General features: G+C 72.8%; 17 protein-coding genes. 6 read left to right on the top strand and 11 right to left on the bottom strand.

Annotated elements, in window-relative coordinates; all coding sequences use genetic code 11:
- Positions 1–14 precede the first annotated feature (14 nt).
- The 3 genes from O7613_RS17550 to glnA form a co-directional block, all read right to left on the bottom strand.
- Positions 15–3,347, bottom strand: coding sequence for a hypothetical protein (locus O7613_RS17550; RefSeq protein WP_282289326.1), 3,333 nt, complete (start codon positions 3,345–3,347; stop codon positions 15–17).
- 68 nt (positions 3,348–3,415) lie between these two features.
- The gene (locus O7613_RS17555; protein ID WP_281587323.1) at positions 3,416–4,108 is read right to left on the bottom strand and encodes a YafY family protein; all 693 of its coding nucleotides are present in this window, start codon (positions 4,106–4,108) and stop codon (positions 3,416–3,418) included.
- Positions 4,109–4,144: 36 nt separating this feature from the next.
- Positions 4,145–5,494 (bottom strand): type I glutamate--ammonia ligase, encoded by a 1,350-nt coding sequence (gene glnA, locus O7613_RS17560; protein ID WP_281587322.1) that lies wholly within the window; start codon positions 5,492–5,494, stop codon positions 4,145–4,147.
- Between the two features lie 230 nt (positions 5,495–5,724).
- On the opposite strand from glnA, the gene O7613_RS17565 reads away from it, so the two are divergent.
- Positions 5,725–7,485 (top strand): NAD+ synthase, encoded by a 1,761-nt coding sequence (locus O7613_RS17565; RefSeq protein ID WP_281587321.1) that lies wholly within the window; start codon positions 5,725–5,727, stop codon positions 7,483–7,485.
- Positions 7,486–7,602: 117 nt separating this feature from the next.
- On the top strand, positions 7,603–8,448 hold the full coding sequence (panB, locus tag O7613_RS17570) for a 3-methyl-2-oxobutanoate hydroxymethyltransferase (RefSeq protein WP_282289327.1): 846 nt from the start codon (positions 7,603–7,605) through the stop codon (positions 8,446–8,448).
- Between the two features lie 103 nt (positions 8,449–8,551).
- Here the strand turns inward: panB and npdG are convergent, their stop codons facing one another.
- The 5 genes from npdG to O7613_RS17595 all read right to left on the bottom strand — a co-directional run bounded on the left by npdG (position 8,552) and on the right by O7613_RS17595 (position 13,480).
- The gene (npdG, locus tag O7613_RS17575; RefSeq protein ID WP_281587319.1) at positions 8,552–9,265 is read right to left on the bottom strand and encodes an NADPH-dependent F420 reductase; all 714 of its coding nucleotides are present in this window, start codon (positions 9,263–9,265) and stop codon (positions 8,552–8,554) included.
- Between the two features lie 215 nt (positions 9,266–9,480).
- The gene (locus tag O7613_RS17580; protein ID WP_282289328.1) at positions 9,481–10,917 is read right to left on the bottom strand and encodes an RNB domain-containing ribonuclease; all 1,437 of its coding nucleotides are present in this window, start codon (positions 10,915–10,917) and stop codon (positions 9,481–9,483) included.
- A gap of 203 nt (positions 10,918–11,120) precedes the next feature.
- Positions 11,121–11,783: a histone gene (locus tag O7613_RS17585; protein WP_282289329.1), complete on the bottom strand. Its 663-nt coding sequence runs from the start codon at positions 11,781–11,783 to the stop codon at positions 11,121–11,123.
- A 408-nt stretch (positions 11,784–12,191) separates the two neighbouring features.
- Positions 12,192–13,157, bottom strand: a complete 966-nt coding sequence (locus tag O7613_RS17590) for a hypothetical protein (RefSeq protein WP_282289330.1) — start codon at positions 13,155–13,157, stop codon at positions 12,192–12,194.
- Positions 13,151–13,480 carry a helix-turn-helix transcriptional regulator gene (locus O7613_RS17595; protein WP_281587313.1) on the bottom strand — a complete coding sequence of 110 codons (330 nt, stop codon included), beginning with the start codon at positions 13,478–13,480 and terminating at the stop codon, positions 13,151–13,153. The genes O7613_RS17590 and O7613_RS17595 overlap by 7 nt, the downstream gene beginning before the upstream one ends.
- Positions 13,481–13,751: 271 nt before the next feature.
- Here O7613_RS17595 and O7613_RS17600 point away from each other — a divergent pair, with 271 nt between their 5' ends.
- Both O7613_RS17600 and O7613_RS17605 read left to right on the top strand, forming a co-directional pair.
- Positions 13,752–14,123 (top strand): hypothetical protein, encoded by a 372-nt coding sequence (locus O7613_RS17600; RefSeq protein ID WP_281587312.1) that lies wholly within the window; start codon positions 13,752–13,754, stop codon positions 14,121–14,123.
- Positions 14,120–14,605, top strand: coding sequence for a roadblock/LC7 domain-containing protein (locus tag O7613_RS17605; RefSeq protein ID WP_281587311.1), 486 nt, complete (start codon positions 14,120–14,122; stop codon positions 14,603–14,605). The genes O7613_RS17600 and O7613_RS17605 overlap by 4 nt, the downstream gene beginning before the upstream one ends.
- Before the next feature lie 140 nt (positions 14,606–14,745).
- Here the strand turns inward: O7613_RS17605 and O7613_RS17610 are convergent, their stop codons facing one another.
- A complete protein-coding gene (locus O7613_RS17610; protein ID WP_281587310.1) occupies positions 14,746–15,378 on the bottom strand; it encodes a LysE family translocator in 633 nt (210 codons plus the stop codon).
- A gap of 97 nt (positions 15,379–15,475) precedes the next feature.
- Between O7613_RS17610 and O7613_RS17615 the strand changes: the two genes are divergently transcribed.
- Positions 15,476–15,937, top strand: a complete 462-nt coding sequence (locus tag O7613_RS17615) for an Lrp/AsnC family transcriptional regulator (protein WP_281587309.1) — start codon at positions 15,476–15,478, stop codon at positions 15,935–15,937.
- A 36-nt stretch (positions 15,938–15,973) separates the two neighbouring features.
- On the opposite strand, the gene wrbA is transcribed toward O7613_RS17615, so the two are convergent.
- Positions 15,974–16,582, bottom strand: a complete 609-nt coding sequence (gene wrbA / locus O7613_RS17620) for an NAD(P)H:quinone oxidoreductase (RefSeq protein ID WP_281587308.1) — start codon at positions 16,580–16,582, stop codon at positions 15,974–15,976.
- Positions 16,583–16,729: 147 nt separating this feature from the next.
- Between wrbA and sigJ the strand changes: the two genes are divergently transcribed.
- Positions 16,730–17,635, top strand: coding sequence for an RNA polymerase sigma factor SigJ (gene sigJ / locus O7613_RS17625; protein ID WP_282289331.1), 906 nt, complete (start codon positions 16,730–16,732; stop codon positions 17,633–17,635).
- Positions 17,636–17,679: 44 nt separating this feature from the next.
- Here the strand turns inward: sigJ and O7613_RS17630 are convergent, their stop codons facing one another.
- Positions 17,680–18,636: a threonine/serine dehydratase gene (locus O7613_RS17630; RefSeq protein WP_282289332.1), complete on the bottom strand. Its 957-nt coding sequence runs from the start codon at positions 18,634–18,636 to the stop codon at positions 17,680–17,682.
- Positions 18,637–19,134 lie beyond the last annotated feature (498 nt).

Raw genomic sequence — 19,134 nt, forward strand, 5'->3', positions numbered from 1 at the left:
GTCGGCCGACGTCGTCAGGATCCAGCGTCGGGCCGGTCCGCGACAGCGTCCTGTCGGCGTTTCGGCGTCAGATTCCCCGAATCCTCCACTAGCGGAACGAGCCGGCGCACCAGGTCGGGTCGCCTGCCGTGTCGTCCGGCGAAAGCGTCGAAAAACGACGCCCCAATCGGTACCGTCGCCACGCCGGTCTCGTGCAGCCGAACGACCACCTCCATGAGGATGTCCTCCGTCGTGGAGTAACTCGGCGGCGAAAGCGACCCCGCCACCGCCTGGACGACCGCGGCGAGCCGCTTGTCGACCCGCCGATCCGCGCCGAGTCCCCGGTACACACAGCGCACGATCGCCGCCGACATCTCGGGGGTGGCCGGAAGCTCCTGCCGATGGACGGCCTCCACCACCTCGGCCACCACCTCGGCGGACGCACCGTCGTCACAGGCCACCCGGTCGAGCAGTAGGCGCAGGAAGGCGCTGCGGTCCCATTCGGAAAGCACGTTCGCGCCGCGCTCTGCCAGGAGCACACACCGCTGGTACACCCGCCGCCGCTCCTCCCACGTCGCCGCGCGCAACGGCAGCAGCCATGCCTCAAGCAACGCGTGTGCGGCAGACGAGGCACCGTCCGCATCTGGACGGACCACCAGGGCCAGCGCCGTGGCGAGCTTGTCGAACATCGGCTCCAGCGCGCTGACGAGCACCGCCCCGTCGACGTCACAGGCGAGGTGGGCGGCGCGGCGGACCCGGGTCAGCAGGTCGGCCGGCAGGCCGAGTCCACCGCCGTACAGCACGTATGGCACGCCGAGCGCCCAGAGCGGGTCGGCGTTCGGCGGCACCGCGAGCCGGTCCCCCAGTCGCAACCGGACGTCCCGGTCGGGCCACGTTCCGAGCCGGTCCAGTGCCAGCACGTCGCTGAGGCTCTGCCACTCCTCCGGCGCGAGCTGGGAGCGCCACAACCCCACCTGGGCCCCCCACCCGTCCACCGGTTCCTCCGGGAACAGCGTCCGTCCGACGGTCTCCCCCGATGCCACCAGGATCAGCAGCAGCAGGTTGGCGGTGTAGGCGGCGCACCGGGCGGGCTCCCGTAGGCGACGGGGACGGTAGTCGTCGAAGCGACGGCCGCCGGTCGCGTACGGCGCTGCCCGGAACAACCGCACCAGCAGGTCGGCCCACGCGAGACCGTCGCGCAGCCTCTCCCCGATGAAGCCGAGCACGGTGAGCCGGCCGCTGAGCACGGCGTACGAAAGCAGGGCGTGCAGCAGGTCGTCCTCGACCGGTTCGCCGGCCAGCGTGAGGCTGGCCGCCTGCTGCCGGGCGACCAGGTCGTCGACCACCTGCGCGGTGAGCCGGGCCACCAGGTACTCGCCGAACGTGGCGTGCAGGAACTCGTACGTCTCGCGGTGTCGCTCCTCGTCACCGGCGCGGGCGCGGTGGATGAAGAAGAACCGGCCCAGCACCACCTCGGCTGCGGCCAGCGGCGCGCGCAGCCCGTCCGGCCGAGCCGGCGCCGACCCGCCGAACGGCAGCGCGGCCAGGTCGGCGTCCAGTTCGGCGGCGCTCACCCACTGCACGCCCCGGTTGAACATCGCGAAGGCCACCACGGCCAGCCGGCACAGCTCCGCCTCGACCGCCCGGTCCAGGTCCGGCTCGGGCAGGCCGGCGCGCTGCTTGACCACCTCCCGCCGGGCGAAGCGGCGCAGCAGCCGCTCGTACAGCTCGCCGCGGCGCAGCTCGCCGGCCTGGCGCAGGTCGTGACCCTCGGCGTCGTAGAGGGCAAGCATCAACAACAGCAGCGGCTGCCCCGCGAGTTCCCGGTGCGACAGCACCGTGGCCGGGTCGAGCGGCCGGGCTCCCGGCGCCCGGAACGCCACGGCGTTGACCCGGTTCCAGGTGCGCACCCAGGCGTCGACGCGGGCTTCGTCGAACGGTTCGAGCCGCACCGCGACCGTGCCGGATGGCGGCTGGGCGCGGTCGGCCACGGTGGTCCGGCTGGTCACCACCACCGCGACCGGCCGTCCCTGGTCGGTCTCCCGCCGTTGGAAGGCGGCCACCCGCCGCAGGTAGTCGGTCTGGCTGACGCCGGTGGCCTGCAACAGTTCGTCGAAGCCGTCGAGCAGCACCACCGGCAGCGCGTCGCCGGCCGAGCGGGCCAGCGCCGGCCACTCGACGCGTTCGCCGGTGCCCTGCCGCACCGCCTCCTCGATCTGCTCCTGGATGTCGCCGGCCGCGTGCACGTCGCGGAGCACCACCCGGACGACCAGGAAGTCGGCGGCGGGCAGCCGGGCGGCGAGGATCCGGGTGAGCACCGACTTGCCCGAGCCGGGCTGCCCGAGCACCAGCAGCGGGGCCCGGACGGCCCCGGGCGAGGTGAAGTGGACGACGAGCGCCTGCCAGAGGTCGTCGCGCTCCGGCTGGTCGTCCCACCAGCTCTCGTCGCTGGGCTTCGCGGACCCGCCCAGGTCGGCGATCCGGCACAGCGGCGGCACGTACGCCTCGCCGAGCGTCGGCACGGTCAGCCCGGCCGGCACGTCGCCGGAGGCGATGATCGGTCGGTTCAGGTCGGCGGTGTAGGTCGCGGCGAGGCCGGCCCGCCGCCCGTCCGGAGCCGACCCGGTGGACATCTCGGCCAGTGCCCGGTGCAGGTCGGCCAGGCCCAACGACAGCCGGCGCACCTCGACCCGGGTGGCCTCGTGCTCGTGCAGGTCGATCCAGAAGGACACCTCGGGGAACTCCCCGGCGAGCCGGGCGAGCAGCTCACGATGCCGTTCCACCGCGCCGAGGCAGGCATCCGACAGCACCGACGCGGTCGCCTCCCACTGCCATGCGCTGAGCCTGTCCCCGACGGCCAGACCGCGCAGGAAGGCCAGCAGGCGGGCCGCGATCACGCTGTAGTAGCCGGTCAACTTACCGGCGAGAACCGGATAGGGCAGGTGCGGGCCGGGCACCGGCACCGCGGTGGCGAACAACGCGTCGGTGAAGTCGTGGTGGGCGCCCGCGCCGGCCAGGGTGAGCTGCTCAGCTCGGGTGATCTCGAGTTGGCCGATGTCGAACGGTAGATCGACCTCGTTCAACGTCTCGAAGAAGGCGGTCACCGCGATCACCGCGTGGGCCGCCTCCAGTCGCTGCGTCCGCCCGTACCGGGACAGCCCGGAGCGCTTCTCGGATGCGGCACGCATCAACTCGTGGCCGAGCCGGACGAACTGCGCCCTGGCGTCGAGGACGCCGAGCATGGCCGACACCGGCGCCGGCGCGGCCAGCAGCACCCCGCCGGTCAGCTTGTCGAACCAGTCGACGACGCGGCTCCTCTCGCCGCCGAGCAGGCGTACGGCGTCGGCGTAGCTGAGCGTGTCGGGCACCGGCGTTCCTCCCCAGGGACGGCAGACCCACCAGGATCGCCGACGGCGGCAACCCGCGCTGTCGGGTTTCAGACCAGGGTCAGCGGGCGCACCCGGTCGACCGGGATGTCGATGTCGTCGGGACGCAGCTCCCGGGTCACCGGCTCGGCCAGCGGGTGCACCGCGCGGATCCGGTCGGTGCGGAAGCAGCGCACCCCGTCGCGCAGCCGGCACCAGCCGACCAGATACCAGTGCGTCGAGTTGCCCAGGTAGGCCAGCGGCTCCACGTCGCGTAGCGAATCCGTTCCGCCCCGGTCGGCGTACCGCAGGCGCAGCACGCGCCCGGCGGCGACCGCGTCGGCGACGGCGGCCGGGACCGGCGTGCCCGGCCCGTCGCCGACCAGATGCACGCGGCCGGCGAGCCGGTGCGCCTCGGCCACCGCGGCCGGCGGCATCACCGCGACCAGCTTGCGCAGCGCGGCGCCGGCGGCCGGGGCGAACGGGGAGCCGCCCAGCCGGTGCAGCGCCACCGCCATCGCCACCGCCTCGGTCGGGGTCAGGTTGACCGGCGGCAGCGTGCGGGCCCGGTCGACGGCGTAGCCGCCGGTGCGGCCCGGCTCGGCCCAGATCGGCACTCCGGCGCCCTGGAGCGCGGCGATGTCGCGCTCGACGGTGCGGGTGCTGACCTCGAACCGCCGGGCCAGCCAGCGGGCGCTGCGCGGGCGCGGCGACACCGCGCGCAGCTCCTCCACCAAAGCGTAGAGACGGTCGGTGCGGTTCACCCCCGGGACGCTAGCCCGGGGGTACGACACCGTGACCTAGAGCGACAGGTAGCGCTGCCGCTCGTAGGGGGTGACCTCGCGGCGGTACTGCTCCCACTCGGCCCGCTTGTTGCGCAGGAAGAAGTCGAAGACGTGCTCGCCGAGCACCTCGGCGACCAGCTCCGAGCCGGCCATCACGTCGATCGCCTCGGACAGGTTCTCCGGCAGTGCCTCGTAGCCCATGGCACGCCGCTCGGCGCTGCTCAGCGACCAGACGTCGTCCTCGGCGCCCGGGGGCAGCTCGTAGCCCTCCTCGATGCCCTTCAGGCCGGCGCCGAGCAGGACCGCGAACGCCAGGTAGGGGTTGGTCGCCGAGTCCAGCGACCGGACCTCGACCCGGGCCGAGTTCGGCTTGCCGTAGGCGGGGACGCGGACCAGCGCGGACCGGTTGAGGTGACCCCAGCAGACGTACGCCGGGCTTTCGGTGATCCGGTCCGGCAGCGCCTGCGGGAACAGCCGCTTGTACGAGTTGACCCACTGGTTGGTGACCGCGGTGTATTCGCGGGCGTGGGTGAGCAGCCCGGCGATGAACGACTTGGCGACCTTGGACAGCTTCATCGGGTCACCGCCGTCGTGGAAGGCGTTGCGCTCCCCCTCGAACAGCGACAGGTGGGTGTGCATACCGCTGCCCGGCTGGTCGGTGAACGGCTTCGGCATGAAGCTGGCCTGCACGCCGGTGGAGAGCGCGACCTCCTTCACCACGTGCCGGAACGTCATGATGTTGTCGGCGGTGGTGAGGGCGTCGGCGTAGCGCAGGTCGATCTCCTGCTGGCCGGGGGCGACCTCGTGGTGGCTGAACTCCACCGAGATGCCGATCCGTTCCAGCGCCAGCACCCCCTGGCGGCGGAAGTCACGCGCCACCGCGTGGGTGGTGTGCTCGAAGTAGCCGCCGGTGTCGACCGGGGTGGGCACCGAACCGTCCTGCGGGCCGTTCTCCAGCAGGAAGAACTCGATCTCCGGGTGGGTGTAGAAGGTGAAGCCCTTGTCGGCCGCCCGGGAGAGCATCCGGCGCAGCACGTGCCGCGGGTCGGCCCAGGAGGGGCTGCCGTCGGGCAGCAGGATGTCGCAGAACATCCGGGCGCTCTCGCCGCTGACCCCACCCTCGAACGGGAACACCTGGAACGTGGTCGGATCGGGCATGGCCACCATGTCCGACTCGAAGACCCGGGCGAAGCCCTCGATCGCGGAGCCGTCGAAGCCGATGCCCTCTTCGAAGGCTGCCTCCAGCTCCGCCGGGGCCACCGAGACGCTCTTCAGCGTACCGAGCACGTCGGTGAACCACAGCCGGACGAAACGGATGTCCCGCTCCTCCAGCGTACGGAGGACGAACTCCTGCTGACGGTCCACAGCCACCCCTCTGACATGTACGTCTTCCACCGGTCGGGTCGGCCCGGCTGACCGCTCAGTCTTCCCCGGGCTCGTTACGCAGACGTTACGCCCTTCCCCGCCGGGTCGTCCTGCCGTGTCCCGCCCCCAGAGACGCCGGCAGGTCAGCCGGCCGGTCGGCCGACCGTGAGCGGCCGGGGTCTCCCGCGACCGGCCGGATTCGACCGGGACGACTGGGGGAAGATGGGGACATGCCCACCCTGCGTCTCGCTCTGTGCCAGGTCAACCCGACGGTCGGCGACCTCACCGGCAACGCCGACCGGGTCCGCGCGTGGACCCGCAAGGCCGCCGACGCCGGCGCCCAGCTCGTCCTCTTCCCCGAGCTGATGGTGACCGGTTACCCGGTCGAGGACCTGGTCTTCCGCCGGTCCTTCGTCGCCGCGTCCCGGGCGACGCTGCACCGGCTCGCCGCCGACCTGGCCGGCGACGGCCTCGGTGACCTGCCGGTGCTTGTCGGCTACCTGGACGCGGACGGTCCGCCGCAGGTCAGCGCCGACGCCGAGCCGGGCCGGGGGGCCCGCAACGCCGCCGCGCTGCTGCACCGCGGCGAGGTGGTGGCCACCTACTTCAAGCACCACCTGCCCAACTACGGGGTGTTCGACGAGGACCGCTACTTCGTCCCCGGTGACACCCTGACCGTGGTGCGTCTCGGCGGGGTCGACGTGGCGCTGACCATCTGCGAGGACCTGTGGCAGGCCGGTGGCCCGTTCGCGGTGGCCCGGCAGGCCGGCGTCGGGCTGGTGCTCAGCATCAACGGCTCGCCGTACGAGCTGAACAAGGACGACGCCCGGCTGCCGCTGGTGCGCCGGCGCGCCGCCGAGGCGGGCGCCGCCGTCGCGTACGTGAACATGGTCGGCGGCCAGGACGAGCTGGTCTACGACGGCGACTCGCTGATCGTCGAGGCGGACGGCACGCTGCTGGCCCGCGCGCCGCAGTTCGTGGAGCACCTGCTGGTGCACGACGTGACGCTGCCGGCGGCGCCGGAGGCGACCGGCGGCGCGTCCGACCTGGCCGACGGGATGCGGCTGGTCCGCCGCGAGGTGCCGGCGATCCCGCCCGCGCCAGCCGGACCGGCGGCCACCGGCGGGATCATCGAGCCGGTCGCCGACGAGGCCGAGGTGTGGCAGGCGCTGGTGCTGGGCCTGCGCGACTACGTCGACAAGAACCGCTTCCCCTCGGTGGTGCTCGGCCTCTCCGGCGGCATCGACTCGGCGGTGGCGGCGGCCCTCGCGGTGGACGCGCTCGGCCCGCAGCGGGTGGTCGGGGTCTCGATGCCCAGCCAGCACTCCTCCGAGCACTCCCGCACCGACGCCGAGGAGCTGGCCAAGCGCACCGGCCTGGACTACCGGATCGAGCCGATCCAGCCGATGGTCGACACGTTCCTGTCCAACATGTCGCTGTCCGGCGTGGCGGTGGAGAACCTCCAGGCCCGGGTACGCGGCGTGATCCTCATGGCGCTGTCGAACCAGGAGGGCCACCTGGTGCTCACCACCGGCAACAAGAGCGAGCTGGCGGTGGGCTACTCGACGCTCTACGGCGACTCGGTGGGCGGCTACAACCCGGTCAAGGACGTGTGGAAGACGCTCGTCTGGCGGCTGGCGAAGTGGCGCAACGCGGACGCGGCGCGGCGCGGTGAGACGCCGCCGATCCCGGAGAACTCGATCGGCAAGCCGCCGTCGGCCGAGCTGAGCCCCGGCCAGCTCGACAGCGACACGCTGCCCGACTACGACGTGCTCGACCCGATCCTGATCGGCTACGTCGACGGCGACCTGGGCCGCGACGGCCTGATCGAGTCCGGCCACGACCCGGCGGTCGTCGACAAGGTGCTGCGGATGGTGGATACCGCCGAGTACAAGCGGCGGCAGTCCGCGCCCGGCACCAAGATCTCCATGAAGGCGTTCGGGCGGGACCGGCGGCTGCCGATCACCAATCGCTGGCGCGAGGACGGCTGAGCACTCCTCGGCCGGGAGTGAATTCCTCCACTCCGACCTGCCCGCGGCCGGTCGGCCGGTGCGACGATCGCGGGGAACCCGGGGACCGCGTGCGCGGCCTCGAGGAAGGAGATTGTCATGGTGGAGTCCACCCCGACCGAGGTGACCGCCCTCTACGGCGGGCCGGCCACCCGGCGGATCCGCACCCGCGACCTGCTCGCCGCCAAGGAGCGCGGCGAGCGGTGGGCGATGCTCACCTCGTACGACCAGTACACCGCCTCGATCTTCGACCAGGCGGGCATCCCGGTGCTGCTGGTCGGCGACTCGGCGGCGAACAACGTCTTCGGCTACGAGACCACGCTGCCGGTGACCGTCGAGGAGCTGCTGCCGCTGGTCCGCGCCGTGGTACGGGCCACGAAGCACTCGCTGATCGTCGGCGACCTGCCGTTCGGCTCGTACGAGGAGGGGCCGGCGCAGGCGCTGCGTACCGCCGTGCGGTTCATGAAGGACGGCGGCTGCCACGCGGTGAAGCTGGAGGGCGGCCGGCGCTGCGCCGCCCAGATCGAGGCGATCGTCGGCGCCGGCATCCCGGTGATGGCGCACATCGGTTTCACCCCGCAGAGCGAGCACACCCTCGGCGGCTACCGGGTGCAGGGCCGGGGCGACACCGCCGAGGAGGTGCTCGCCGACGCCCGGGCGGTGACCGAGGCGGGCGCGTTCGCGGTGGTGCTGGAGATGGTGCCCGGCGAGGTGGCCAAGCGGGTCACCGGTGAGCTGCCCATCCCCACCGTCGGCATCGGCGCCGGCCCGGACACCGACGGCCAGGTGCTGGTCTGGCAGGACATGGCCGGGTTGCGCGCCGGCCGGGCGCCGCGCTTCGTCAAGCGCTACGCCGACCTGGCCGGCACGCTCACGGACGCCACCCGGCGCTTCGCCGACGAGGTACGCGGCGGCGACTTCCCCGCCCCCGAGCACACCTTCTGAGGTGTAAGGCGGGGGCCCCGCTTAACGCTTTCGGTAGAGGCGGGGCCCCCGCTTAACACCCGACGTTAAGCGGGGCCCCCGCCTAACCGCGGGGCGGGGGCGCTCAGAGATCCGTCACCCGGATGCCGGCGTGCGCCTTGTACCGCTTGTTGATCGCGATCAGGTTCGCGGTGAACGCCTCGATCTGGTGGGCGTTGCGCAGCCGTCCGGCGTAGATGCCCCGCATGCCGGGGATCCGGGCGGCCAGCGCGGCGACCACGCCGACCAGATCCCGGTCCTCGGTGCAGATCAGCACGTCCAGGTCGATCCGGTCGACCTCCGGGTCGGCCAGCAACGGCGCGCTGACGTGGTTGAACGCGGCGCACACCCGGGAGTCGGGCAGCAGCGCGGCGGCCTGCTGCACGGCGCTGCCCTCGGCCACGGCCAGCGCGTACGGGCCCTGCTTGTCGAAGCCGAGCGGGTTGACGCAGTCCACGACGATCTTGCCGGCCAGCGGCCCGGCGAGCGCGGCGACGGTGGCGGCGTGCCCGTCCCACGGCACCGCGACGATCACCACGTCGCTGCGCCGAGCGACCTCGTCGTTGTCGGCGCCGGAGACCGAGGCACCGGAGACCGAGGCACCGGCCGGAACGCCGGGCCACGCGGCGATCTCGGCGGCGGCCTGGGCGGCCCGGTCGGCGGCACGGGAGCCGATCAGGACGGTCTGCCCGGCCCGGGCGAACCGGTAGGCGAGACCCCGCCCCTGGTCGCCGGTGCCACCGATGATGCCGATGGTCAGCCCGGATACGTCGGGCAGCGTGGTCACGTCGTAAGCCATGCGGTCATCCTCGCAAAACGCGGCCGGCGTGGCGCGTCGAGGCGCTGTGAGAATCCCCGCGCCGGGCCACCCGGTCGACGCCCCGGGCCGGGGCGTCCGGACGCCAACGCCCGGCGCAGCCAGGCGCGAGCGCGAGCCAACGCCCGGCGCAGCCAGGCGCGAGCGCGAGCCGATGCCCCGGTCAGGCCAGGCAAGCCCGCTCAGGCCAGGCCCGGTCAGGCCCGCTCGAAGGCGACCCGGCGTTCGGCCGGGTCGGCGACGGTCAGCCGGACCCGCACGCGCTCGCCGAGCGGCAGCTCGCCCGTGCAGCGGGCCCGCACCGGCGGCTCGTCCACCGCGACCGTGCCACCGGGCGGCCGACCGGGGCGGCCGTTGCCCGCCGGGCGCGGCTCGTCCACGTCCAGCACCGCCGCGTCGAACGTCTCCCCCACCCGGTGCGCCAGCAGCACCGCCTCGGCCAGTTCCACCGCGCCCCGGGTGGCCGCGCCGGCCACCCGGTCGGTCGTCGCCATCACCTCCGGCAGCTTCGGCAACGCCTCCCGGAGGTACGCGGGCACCTCGCGGCCGTCGTGCAGGGCCAGGCAGACCTCGGTGGCGTACCTGTCGGCGAGCCGGCGCAGCGGCGCCGTGACGTGCGCGTACGCGGCCGCTACGCCGCCGTGCTCCGGCTGCTCGGGCGCCGCGCCGTCGAAGGCGGTGTACGCGGCGCCGCGCATCAGCTCGGCGGCCTGGTCGATGAAGGCGGCGGCCCGGGGTTGCGACGCGTCCAGCCCGGCGAGCACCCGGCCGACCGGGGTGCCCTCCGGCCAGGGCACGCCGAGCGGGTCGGCGGCCAGGCGCAGCCGCCGCACCGCCTCCGGCTTGGGCCCGGGCATCGTCCGCAGCAGGCCGATCCGGCCGGCGAGCATGATGTCGGCGGCGGCCATGCCGGTCAGCAGCGAGATCTGGGCGTTGTGTTCCTCCATCGCGGCGGGGCCGCGCAGCACCAGCCGCCATCCGTCGCCGTCGGGTTCGACGTCCTGCTCGGGCAGCGGCAGGTTGATCGCGCCCCGGTCCAGCCCGCGGGCGGTGAGCAGCGCGCCGATCTCGGGCAGCAGGGCGATCGGTTCGGTTAGGCGGCCGGCGTCGGCGTCGCGTTGCACGCCGTCGTAGTCGAGCTTGGCGCGGCTGCGTACCCGCGCTCGTTCGAGGCTGACCGCGACGGTGCCGCCGTCGGGGTCCAGGTCGATGGTCCAGAGTACGGCGGCCCGGTCGACGTCGGGCAGCAGGCTGGCCGCGCCCTCGCTGAGCGTGTGCGGGTGCAGCGGCACGTTGCCGTCGGGCAGGTAGACGGTCTGCCCGCGCCGCCAGGTCTCCGCCTCCAGTTCCCCGCCGGGGCGTACGTGGGTGAGCACGTCGGCTATCGCGTACCGCACCCGGTAGCCGCCACCGGGACGGCGGGTGAGGTGCATGGCCTGGTCGAGGTCGCGGGAGGTCGCCGGGTCGACGGTGACGAACGGGATGTCGGTCCGGTCGGCGACGGCCGGCAGCGGCGCGGTGGCCGCCGTGTCGGCCTCGCGCTGCGCCGCGGCCGGGAAGCTCTCGGGCAGTCCCAGCTCGCGGCGCAGCGCGCCGAAGTCGATGCGGGGGGCCAGTACGCGTCGGATCACCACGCGGTCAATCCTGACAGCGCTCGGCACGTTCCGCTCATCGGCACGGCGGCCCCGTGCATGGCGGGTTCCCGACGCCCGCCGGGCGACGCCGCATACGGGGGTCGTCGCCGCGCAGGCGGCGACGGCGGTCGGGCCGGAGGCGACCGTGTTAGGAAGGGGCCCCTCCTCTACCAAATGCGTTAACCGGGGCCCCTTCCTAACGCTCAGGCCCGGCGGGCCGGCGCCTTGCGCGCGGTGGTTTTGCGCGCGGTGGTGGTCTTGCGGGCGGGCGCCTTCTTGGCCGCGGTGGTCTTCTTCGCGGCGCTGGTGGTCTTGCGCGCCGTCGTGGTCTTGCGCGCGGGCGCCTTCTTGGCCGCCGCCTTACGCGCCGTGGGACGCGTCGAGGCCGTGGTCTTCTTCGCCGGTGCCTTCTTCGCCGCGGTGGTCTTCTTGGCGGTCGTCTTCTTCGCCGCCGAGGTGACCTTCCGGGCCCCGGTGGTCTTCTTCGCCGGTGCCTTCTTCGCCGCCGTGGTCCTCTTCGCCGCGGTGCTCTTCCTGGCCGCGGTGGTCTTCTTCGCCGTGGCCTTCTTCGCGGGCGCCTTCTTCGCGGCCGTGGTCTTCTTCGCCGCCGTCTTCTTCGCAGCCGTGGACTTCTTGGCGGGTGCGCTCTTGGCGGTGGTCTTCGACGCCGGCGCCTTGCGCGCCGCCGACACGACCTTCTTGGTGGCCGCCTTCTTCGCGGCCGCCTTTCTGGCCGGCGTCCGTCCGGCGCCGGCGCCCGAGGCGTTCGGCGACGCCTTGGTGACCGTCGTCGTCCTACCCGCGGTGGTCTTCTTCGCGGTCGTCCGTTTCGCGGCCGGGCGGGTGGCCTGCTGTGCTACGGCCATCTCGGTTCCCTTTCCTGGGGACGTGCTCTCGCCCTCGCGGAGCACGGATCACCTCGACGCGGTCCGTCCCGCGCCGTCTATCGGCCCTCCCCGGCCCAACGGGCGTCCTCGGCCTCCCACGCTTCGTTCCGCTCCTGCACCTTCTGCAGGGCGTTCTCCGCGTCGGCGGCTGAGGCGTACGGTCCGAGAACGTGCTTCGCGGGGCACACGTCGGCATCGGTCTCGACCCGGTGGTGTCGTGTGCACCAGTAGTAGTGCCCACCACTTCCGTCGTCGCTCATGCGATCACTGTGCACCGGGAAACGCCCGGCCGCCACCGGAACGCCACAAATAGTCGCCGCGTTCTCCACATTAGACCTGGTCGGGGCCGTTTCACCGGGGAACGGCGGAACGACCCCGCGACGCCGGTCAGGTGGTGACCGGGACGGGCGCCGGACCGGGTACGGCGGCCCGCGCCGGACGCGCCACCGCGACCGCGTAGGCCACCGCGTAGGGCGTGCAGGCCAGGTAGAACATCGGCTCGACGAGCACCCGGTCGGTGATGAGGAACCGTTCCCACTCGGTCGGGCGGGGCAGCCCGAACGACGAGTCGGTCCAGCAGGTGAAGAGCCACAGCGGCGCGGAGATCCGGTCGACGGCGTCCGGCGGCAGGTCGGCGGTGGGCGCGGTCGCCGGGATGGTGGACATCACCGTGAGGACCACCGCCGCGTCGGCCGCGACAAGCGCGCCCAGCAGGCCGACCAGCCAGGCCGACCGCGTCCGCCCGCGGCGGGCCAACGCTCCGGCGGCCCAGAGGGCCGGCACCAGCAGCGCCAGCCAGAGGAGCAGCCCGGGCGCCATCTCCGCCAGGCCGCTCTCGGCCCGGCTGGCGAACCAGCCGAGCACCACGGCAAGCGTCGCGGCGATCGGCACCACCACGCCGAGTGCCGTGGGCAGCGCCCCGACGCGTACGGTCCGGCGTGCGGTCCGGGTGACGACGAGCGCGAGCAGCATCCCGAGCCCGGCCACGACGGCGGACCAGATCGGCATCTGCGCCGCGGTGGGCCACACCGCGGCGAAGGACAACCACCCGTAGGTCGCGTTCATCACCACCGCGGCGAGCACGAGGACCGCGACGCAGGCCGGCGGCGCGAGCAGCAGGACCCCGGCGGTACGCCACAGGCGCGCCGGCACCGCGGTCCGGTCGACGATCGGCGTGGCGGCCCGACTGGTCGCCAGGCTGGCGGCGAAGCGGAGCATCGTCCACCGCCGGCCCGTGCGGGCCAGTTCGTGCAGCTCGGCGGCCCACTCCCGGCCAAGCTCGGCCCGCAGTTCGGCGGGCCAGCGGCGTGCCGCCGCGCGCAGCAGGAGAGCGGCGAGTCGCCCGGTCACCACGCCGGCGCCCCGGCCGGGCCGGCGCCCTCGTGGGGGCGTTCGGCGGGGGCGAGGGCGCGCAGCTCGGCCAGGGCCAGCCGGGCGGATCGGATGCCCTCGCCGGTGAGGCGGTAGTAGCGGCGGGCGGGCCGGCCGGCGGCGATCGGGTCGACGTCCTCCCAGTCGGCGGCGAGCCAGTCGGCCGCCTGGAGGCGGTGCAGCACCGGATAGAGCGTCCCGCTGGGCAGGCCGGTGAGCCGCATCAGGTCGAGGCCGTAGCGGGGCGCGTCGGGCTCGGCGAGCAGCGCCGAGAGCACTTTGATCACGGGTATCGTCAGCCGCATCACCGCACTATATCGTATCTCTACATAGGGTCCCAGGGCGTACCCGTTTAGCAGGAAGCTCCACGATCGACCATCGGCCGGCGAGTCCCACTTATGGGACCGGCGGCCGGTGGGACGGGACCGCACAGGTGGATCACCAGCCGGCCGGATGCGGCCCGGACCTCGGTGTGCAAGCCTCTACGCAGCATATTCACGGGAGGCGCCGGCTGTCAGCCCGCACGACAACCCGCGCGGCGACCGGCCCACCCGGACGACACCTGGGGGAGAAACCGTGGGCAACCTCGACGTCGCGTTGAAGAACGCGATGAGCATCGACGGCGCGATCGGCGTCGCGCTCGTCGACTACACAAGTGGCATGACGCTCGGCGTCGCCGGTGGCAACGGCGAGGTCGACCTGACCGTCGCCGCCGCCGGCAACACCGACGTGGTACGCGCCAAGATGCGCACCATCGAGATGCTGAAGCTCAACGACGAGATCGAGGACATCCTGATCACGCTCGGCAGCCAGTACCACCTGATCCGGCCGCTGAGCGACCGCACCGGCAAGGGGCTGTTCCTCTACCTCATGGTGAGCAAGAGCCGGGCCAACCTGGCGATGGCCCGGCACCAACTGCGCGCGATCGAGGAGAGCCTGGAGCTGTGACCCGGGTGGAAGACCTCCCACGCCGCACCCCGGGCCGCACGGGCACCCTGCCCCCGCCGCGCACCCTGCCACCCTCACTGGCCGGCAACCCGGCGCTGCCGTACCCGGCCATCGGGCAGGAGCTGTCCGCGCTGCGGCTCCAGATCCCCGGTGTGCACGGCTGCGTCCTCGGCGGCGTCGACGGCCTGCTCATCACGCACAACCTCCAGAACGACGCCAGCCCCGACGACCTGGCGGCGCTCGCCGCCACCATGTTCGGGCTGGGCCGCCAGGTCGGGTCCCGGCTGGGCCAGGGCGACTTCCAGCAGTCCACGGTCCGCAACGAGAGCGGCTACCTCAGCGTCTACGCGGTGAGCAAGCAGGCGCTGCTCGCCGTGGTCGGCACGGACAGCATCAACGTGGCCCGCCTGCACCTGCACGCACCGACCACCGCGGCCCGCCTGGCCGAACTCCTCGACGGCGTCACCCCGACCGCGCCCTGACGCGCCGCCGGTCGCGCCGGCCCCCGAGGGGGTACGGCGTGACCGGCGCGTCACCTCGTCCCAGTGCCTTGCGGGAAGCCCCGCGCCACCACGGGGCCGAAGCCGGGCCCGGAATCCCCCACGCCAGGCGCCCGTCGACCCTACGAGATCGTCTCCACGATCCGCTCGATGAGCAGCGCCGCTCCCATCAGGACCATGGCCGCGCCGGCGACGCCGGTCGTGATCCGAGCGATGCGGGGCCGGGCGCCGAGCACCCGATCGGCGGCATGACCGAGAGGAAGATAGAACAGGGCGACGATGAGGACGAAGATGCCGCCCAGGGTCGCGAGCTGCGCCGGCGCCGGCCACCCGCCGGCGGTCCTGGTGAACTGCGGCAGGATCGACAGGAAGATCAGGAGTCCCTTGGGGTTCAAGGCGCTCACGCCGACCCCCCGCACGAAGTGACGGCCGGGGGACGACGCCGCTGCGGCGTACGCGTCGACGGGATCGATGCGCCCGCTTCCCCGCAAGGTGCGGACGCCGAGGTGGACCAGGTAGCCGGCCCCGGCCACGGTGAGCCCGGTCAGGGCGACGGGCAGGGTGGCGACGAGCGGACCGACGCCGACCACGACCAGGATCGTGATGAGCGCGTAGCCGGTCATGAGGCCACCCACGGCAGGCGCGACGACATGGTCGCGTGCTCCGGCGGCGAGCACGAACGCCCAGTCGGGACCCGGGACGACGACGAGCGTGAACGCGATGGCCGAGAAGGCCAGCACGGCGGCGAGTTCCACGATTCCTCCCTTTGACGGGGGAAACCTATCTGCCCGTCGACAGAATGTGTTTCTCTCTTTTGCGGTGCACACCACCGCGCGTGGAAGAATCTCGATCATGGACGCGCTGGATCGGAAGATTATTGCTGAGCTGCAGCGAGATGGGCGGCTGAGCCTGACCGACCTGGCCACCCGAATCGGGTTGACGGTGTCTCCGACCCATCGCCGGGTGCGCGACCTGGAAGCGTCCGGGGCGATCGTGGGCTACCGGGCGATCGTGGACCCGAAGCAGTTGGGGCTGGGCTTCGAGGCCCTGGTGTTCGTCACCATGAGGCAGGAGGACCGCGCCACCCTGCTCGCCTTCGAGGAGGGTGTCGCGGCCGTCCCGAACGTCCTGTTGGCCCAGCGCCTGTTCGGCGACCCGGACTACCTGCTGCGCGTGCGGACAGCCGACCTGGATGCGTACGCGCGGCTCGAAGACGACGTGTTGTCGGCGCTTCCCGGCGTCCAGCGGTTGAACTCCACTCTCGTCATGAAAAGCTTCGTGCTCGACCGGCCCTACCCGACCCATCTCGGCTAGGGCGACGGCGCGCGGCATCCCGATTACCGGACCGGGTCAGGTGGGGCGGCCTGCCTTCAGCGCGGCTGCCGTGTCGACCACGCGCCGAGCCTGGTGGCGGGCCGCCTGGAGGGTGATGTCGCCGGGCGGCCCGTCGCCGGCCACGTGGGACGTGCCGTAGGGATTGCCCGACCGGAACTGGATCGGGTCGGTGTAGCCGGGGGGCACGATGATCCCGCCCCAGTGGTAGAAGACGTTCGACAACGACAGGATGGTCGACTCCTGCCCGCCGTGGAGCGTGTTGGAGGCGGTGAAGGCCGAATAGACCTTGTCGGCGAGCTTGCCGTGGAACCACAGCGGACCGAGCGTGTCGATGAACGCCTTGAGCTGGCTCGACACGTTGCCGAAGCGGGTGGGGGTGCCGAACAGGACCGCGTCGGCCCAGTCCAGGTCGTCGCCTTCGGCCACGTCGACGTCGGCGGTGTCCCGGACGTGCTGCGCCCACTCCGCCCTGGCGTTGATCGCCTCGGCCGGGGCCGTCTCGGCCACCCTGCGCAGGCGTACGTCCGCGCCGGCCCTCTCCGCGCCCTCGACGGCGGCCCTGGCCAGGGTGTGGACGGTGCCGGTGGCGCTGTAGTAGATGATCGCGAGACGCACTGCTTCCATGATCGCTCTCCCCCGTCGGCGTTCTGTCAAGCGATAGTGTTCGGTTCACCGATACGACGGAACAGCCCCGCCGAACGTCAGGCGGCGCGTCGATGTCGCAGCCCGACGCCTCGGTCGGAGCGGCGGGACGAGGGAGCCGGCGGCAGCATGACCAAACCCACCGGGCCAGGGCTCGATCCGGCCCTGAGCGAGCGGCGTCAGCTCATCAATCTCGCGTACCGGATGCTCGGGTCCCTCACCGACGCCGAGGACGTCGTGCAGGAGACGTACGCCCGCTGGTTTGCCCTGACGCCCGGGCGGCGGGAAGCGATCGAGGCGCCCGGCGCCTGGCTGACCACGGTCGCCGGCCGGATCTGCCTCGACCTGCTCCGCTCGGCGCGTGCCCGGCGGGAACGCTACGTGGGGCAATGGATCCCGGAGCCGCTGCCCGACCGCGCGGAGTGGACAAGCGGCCGGGCGGACGGTGACCCGGTCGACCGGGTCACCCTCGACGAGTCGATCGGCATGGCCTTCCTGGTGGTGCTCGAATCGACGACCCCCGCCGAACGCGTCGCGTTCGTCCTGCACGACGTGTTCCGTTACTCCTTCGCCGAGGTGGCCGAGGTCGTCGGCCGTACGCCGGGGGCGTGCCGCCAGTTGGCCTCGTCCGCCCGCCGCCGCGTCCGCGAGGCCCAGACCCCCGGGGTGCCGGACGCCACGCAGGTCGGCATCGTCCGGGCCTTCAAGCAGGCGTGGGAGGCAAGCGACATCGACGCGCTCATCGGCCTGCTGGCGCCCGACGCCACCGCGACCGGCGACGGCGGCGGACGCGTCCGAGCCGAACTCCGCCCGGTCGAGGGGGCCGAGCAGATCGCCCGGTTCTTCGCCGGTCGCGCCCGCACGGCAGCCGGCGTCACGATCCTGGAGCGTACGGTCAACGCCCAGCCCGGCCTGGTGGCGCAGGTGGACGGCGTCGTCGGGGCGGTGCTGGCGTTCGACATCGCGGGTGACCGGATCAGGAGCATCTGGACGATCCTCAACCCCGACAAGCTCCGCGCCTGGACGACCGCCTGACCCTGACGAGCGTCACGAGACGCCGCCGGCCTGGTCCACCCATGTCAGACGCCGAGGCGCCCTGTCCACGCCGCCACGTCGGCGACCGTCGCATTGCCGCCGCAGAGCACCAGGCCCAGCCGGGCGCCGTCACCCACGCGGTCGCGGACAAGGCGTGCCGCCGGCAGCAGGCATCCGGCGGCCGGCTCGGCCCACACCTTCGCGTGCTCGGCCAACTCCACCGTCCCCCGCACCGCCTCCGCGTCGGAGACCACGAGGACGTCACTCACCAGCGCCGTCACATGGTCGTAGGTGAGCTGCGAGACGGTAGGCGCGCTGAGCGTGGTGACGATCGACGACAGCGGCACCTCGACCGGCCCACCCTTGGCCAGGGCCTGCGACATCGCCTGCGCACCCTCGGTCTCCACACCCCAGACCCGTACCCCCGGCCGGCGTGCCCGCAGCGCCGCCGCCACCCCGGAGATCAACGCCCCGCCGCCGATGCTGACCAGCACGTCGGTCAACTCACCGGCGTCGTCGGCGAACTCCAACCCGACCGTGCCCTGCCCGGCGAGCACCACCGGGTCGTCGAACGGGTGCAGCAGGGTCAGGCCGTCCTCCCGCAGCCGGTTCATCAGCGCGAACGCCTCCGACATGCCGTCGGTCAACCGGACATCCGCGCCGGCCGCGCGGGCCACCTCGACGGCACGCGCCGGCGCCGTCGAAGGCATCACCACGGTCGCCGCCACGCCCAGGGCACCGGCCATCACCGCGACCGCGATGCCGTGGTTGCCGCCGCTGACCGCCACCACACCCGCCGCCCGCTCGGCGTCGTCCAGGACGAGCAGCTTCGCCGCCGCGCCCCGAGCTTTGAACGATCCGGTACGTTGCAGCAGCTCCAGCTTGGCGGTGACGGGTACGCCGAGCAGCTCGGACAGGCCGGGGCTGGGCACGGTGGGCGTGTGGACCACATGACCGGCGATCCGGTCGGCTGCCGCCTCGATGTCCGCAAGCTCGATCATCAGCGAAGCGTAGCCACACCGCAGGTCGAGCGACCATCGGCACGCGCCTTGATCACGACGCTGAGCTGGCAGGCTGAGCGGGTGGCGGGGGTGGTGGCCGTGAGCGGCGGCTTTGGGTGCGTTTCTGGTTGCCCTGGCGACAACAAGTGCACCCAAAGCCTCGCGTTCCCGAGGCGCACCCGCCCCGTCGTCCCAGGCCAGCTTCTCCGGAAGTGCGTCTGCGGGCCCTGCCGCGACGGTGGCGGCTGATTTTTGCGGCGGCTCATGCCCAGGTGTTGCACGAGATCGAACAGCTTCCGCCCGGGAGCGCGCGGCTTTCTATCGCCGTGCTCCGACGGCCGGACAGCGAATTTTCGCAGCCGACGCGGGCTGCTGCCTACCACTTGGGCGGCCGTGATCAAAGCGCTGAGCTGGTGGGCGACGGACGAGTCGACCTGTACGCCGGATTGTGAAGGGTACACGCACCCTGAGCAGGCGTTTTGCCTTTCTGACACCTTC

Source organism: Micromonospora sp. WMMD975, from assembly GCF_029581215.1.
GTDB lineage: Bacteria > Actinomycetota > Actinomycetes > Mycobacteriales > Micromonosporaceae > Micromonospora.

What these genes read in the sequence shown, in the direction of transcription:
- O7613_RS17565 (WP_281587321.1), top strand. Translation starts at nt 5,725, where the DNA reads ATGCCCACCCTGCGTCTCGCTCTGTGCCAGGTCAACCCGACGGTCGGC.
- panB (WP_282289327.1), top strand. Translation starts at nt 7,603, where the DNA reads ATGGTGGAGTCCACCCCGACCGAGGTGACCGCCCTCTACGGCGGGCCG.
- npdG (WP_281587319.1), bottom strand. Translation starts at nt 9,265, where the DNA reads ATGGCTTACGACGTGACCACGCTGCCCGACGTATCCGGGCTGACCATC.
- O7613_RS17585 (WP_282289329.1), bottom strand. Translation starts at nt 11,783, where the DNA reads ATGGCCGTAGCACAGCAGGCCACCCGCCCGGCCGCGAAACGGACGACC.
- O7613_RS17595 (WP_281587313.1), bottom strand. Translation starts at nt 13,480, where the DNA reads ATGCGGCTGACGATACCCGTGATCAAAGTGCTCTCGGCGCTGCTCGCC.
- O7613_RS17615 (WP_281587309.1), top strand. Translation starts at nt 15,476, where the DNA reads ATGGACGCGCTGGATCGGAAGATTATTGCTGAGCTGCAGCGAGATGGG.
- wrbA (WP_281587308.1), bottom strand. Translation starts at nt 16,582, where the DNA reads ATGGAAGCAGTGCGTCTCGCGATCATCTACTACAGCGCCACCGGCACC.
- sigJ (WP_282289331.1), top strand. Translation starts at nt 16,730, where the DNA reads ATGACCAAACCCACCGGGCCAGGGCTCGATCCGGCCCTGAGCGAGCGG.
- O7613_RS17630 (WP_282289332.1), bottom strand. Translation starts at nt 18,636, where the DNA reads ATGATCGAGCTTGCGGACATCGAGGCGGCAGCCGACCGGATCGCCGGT.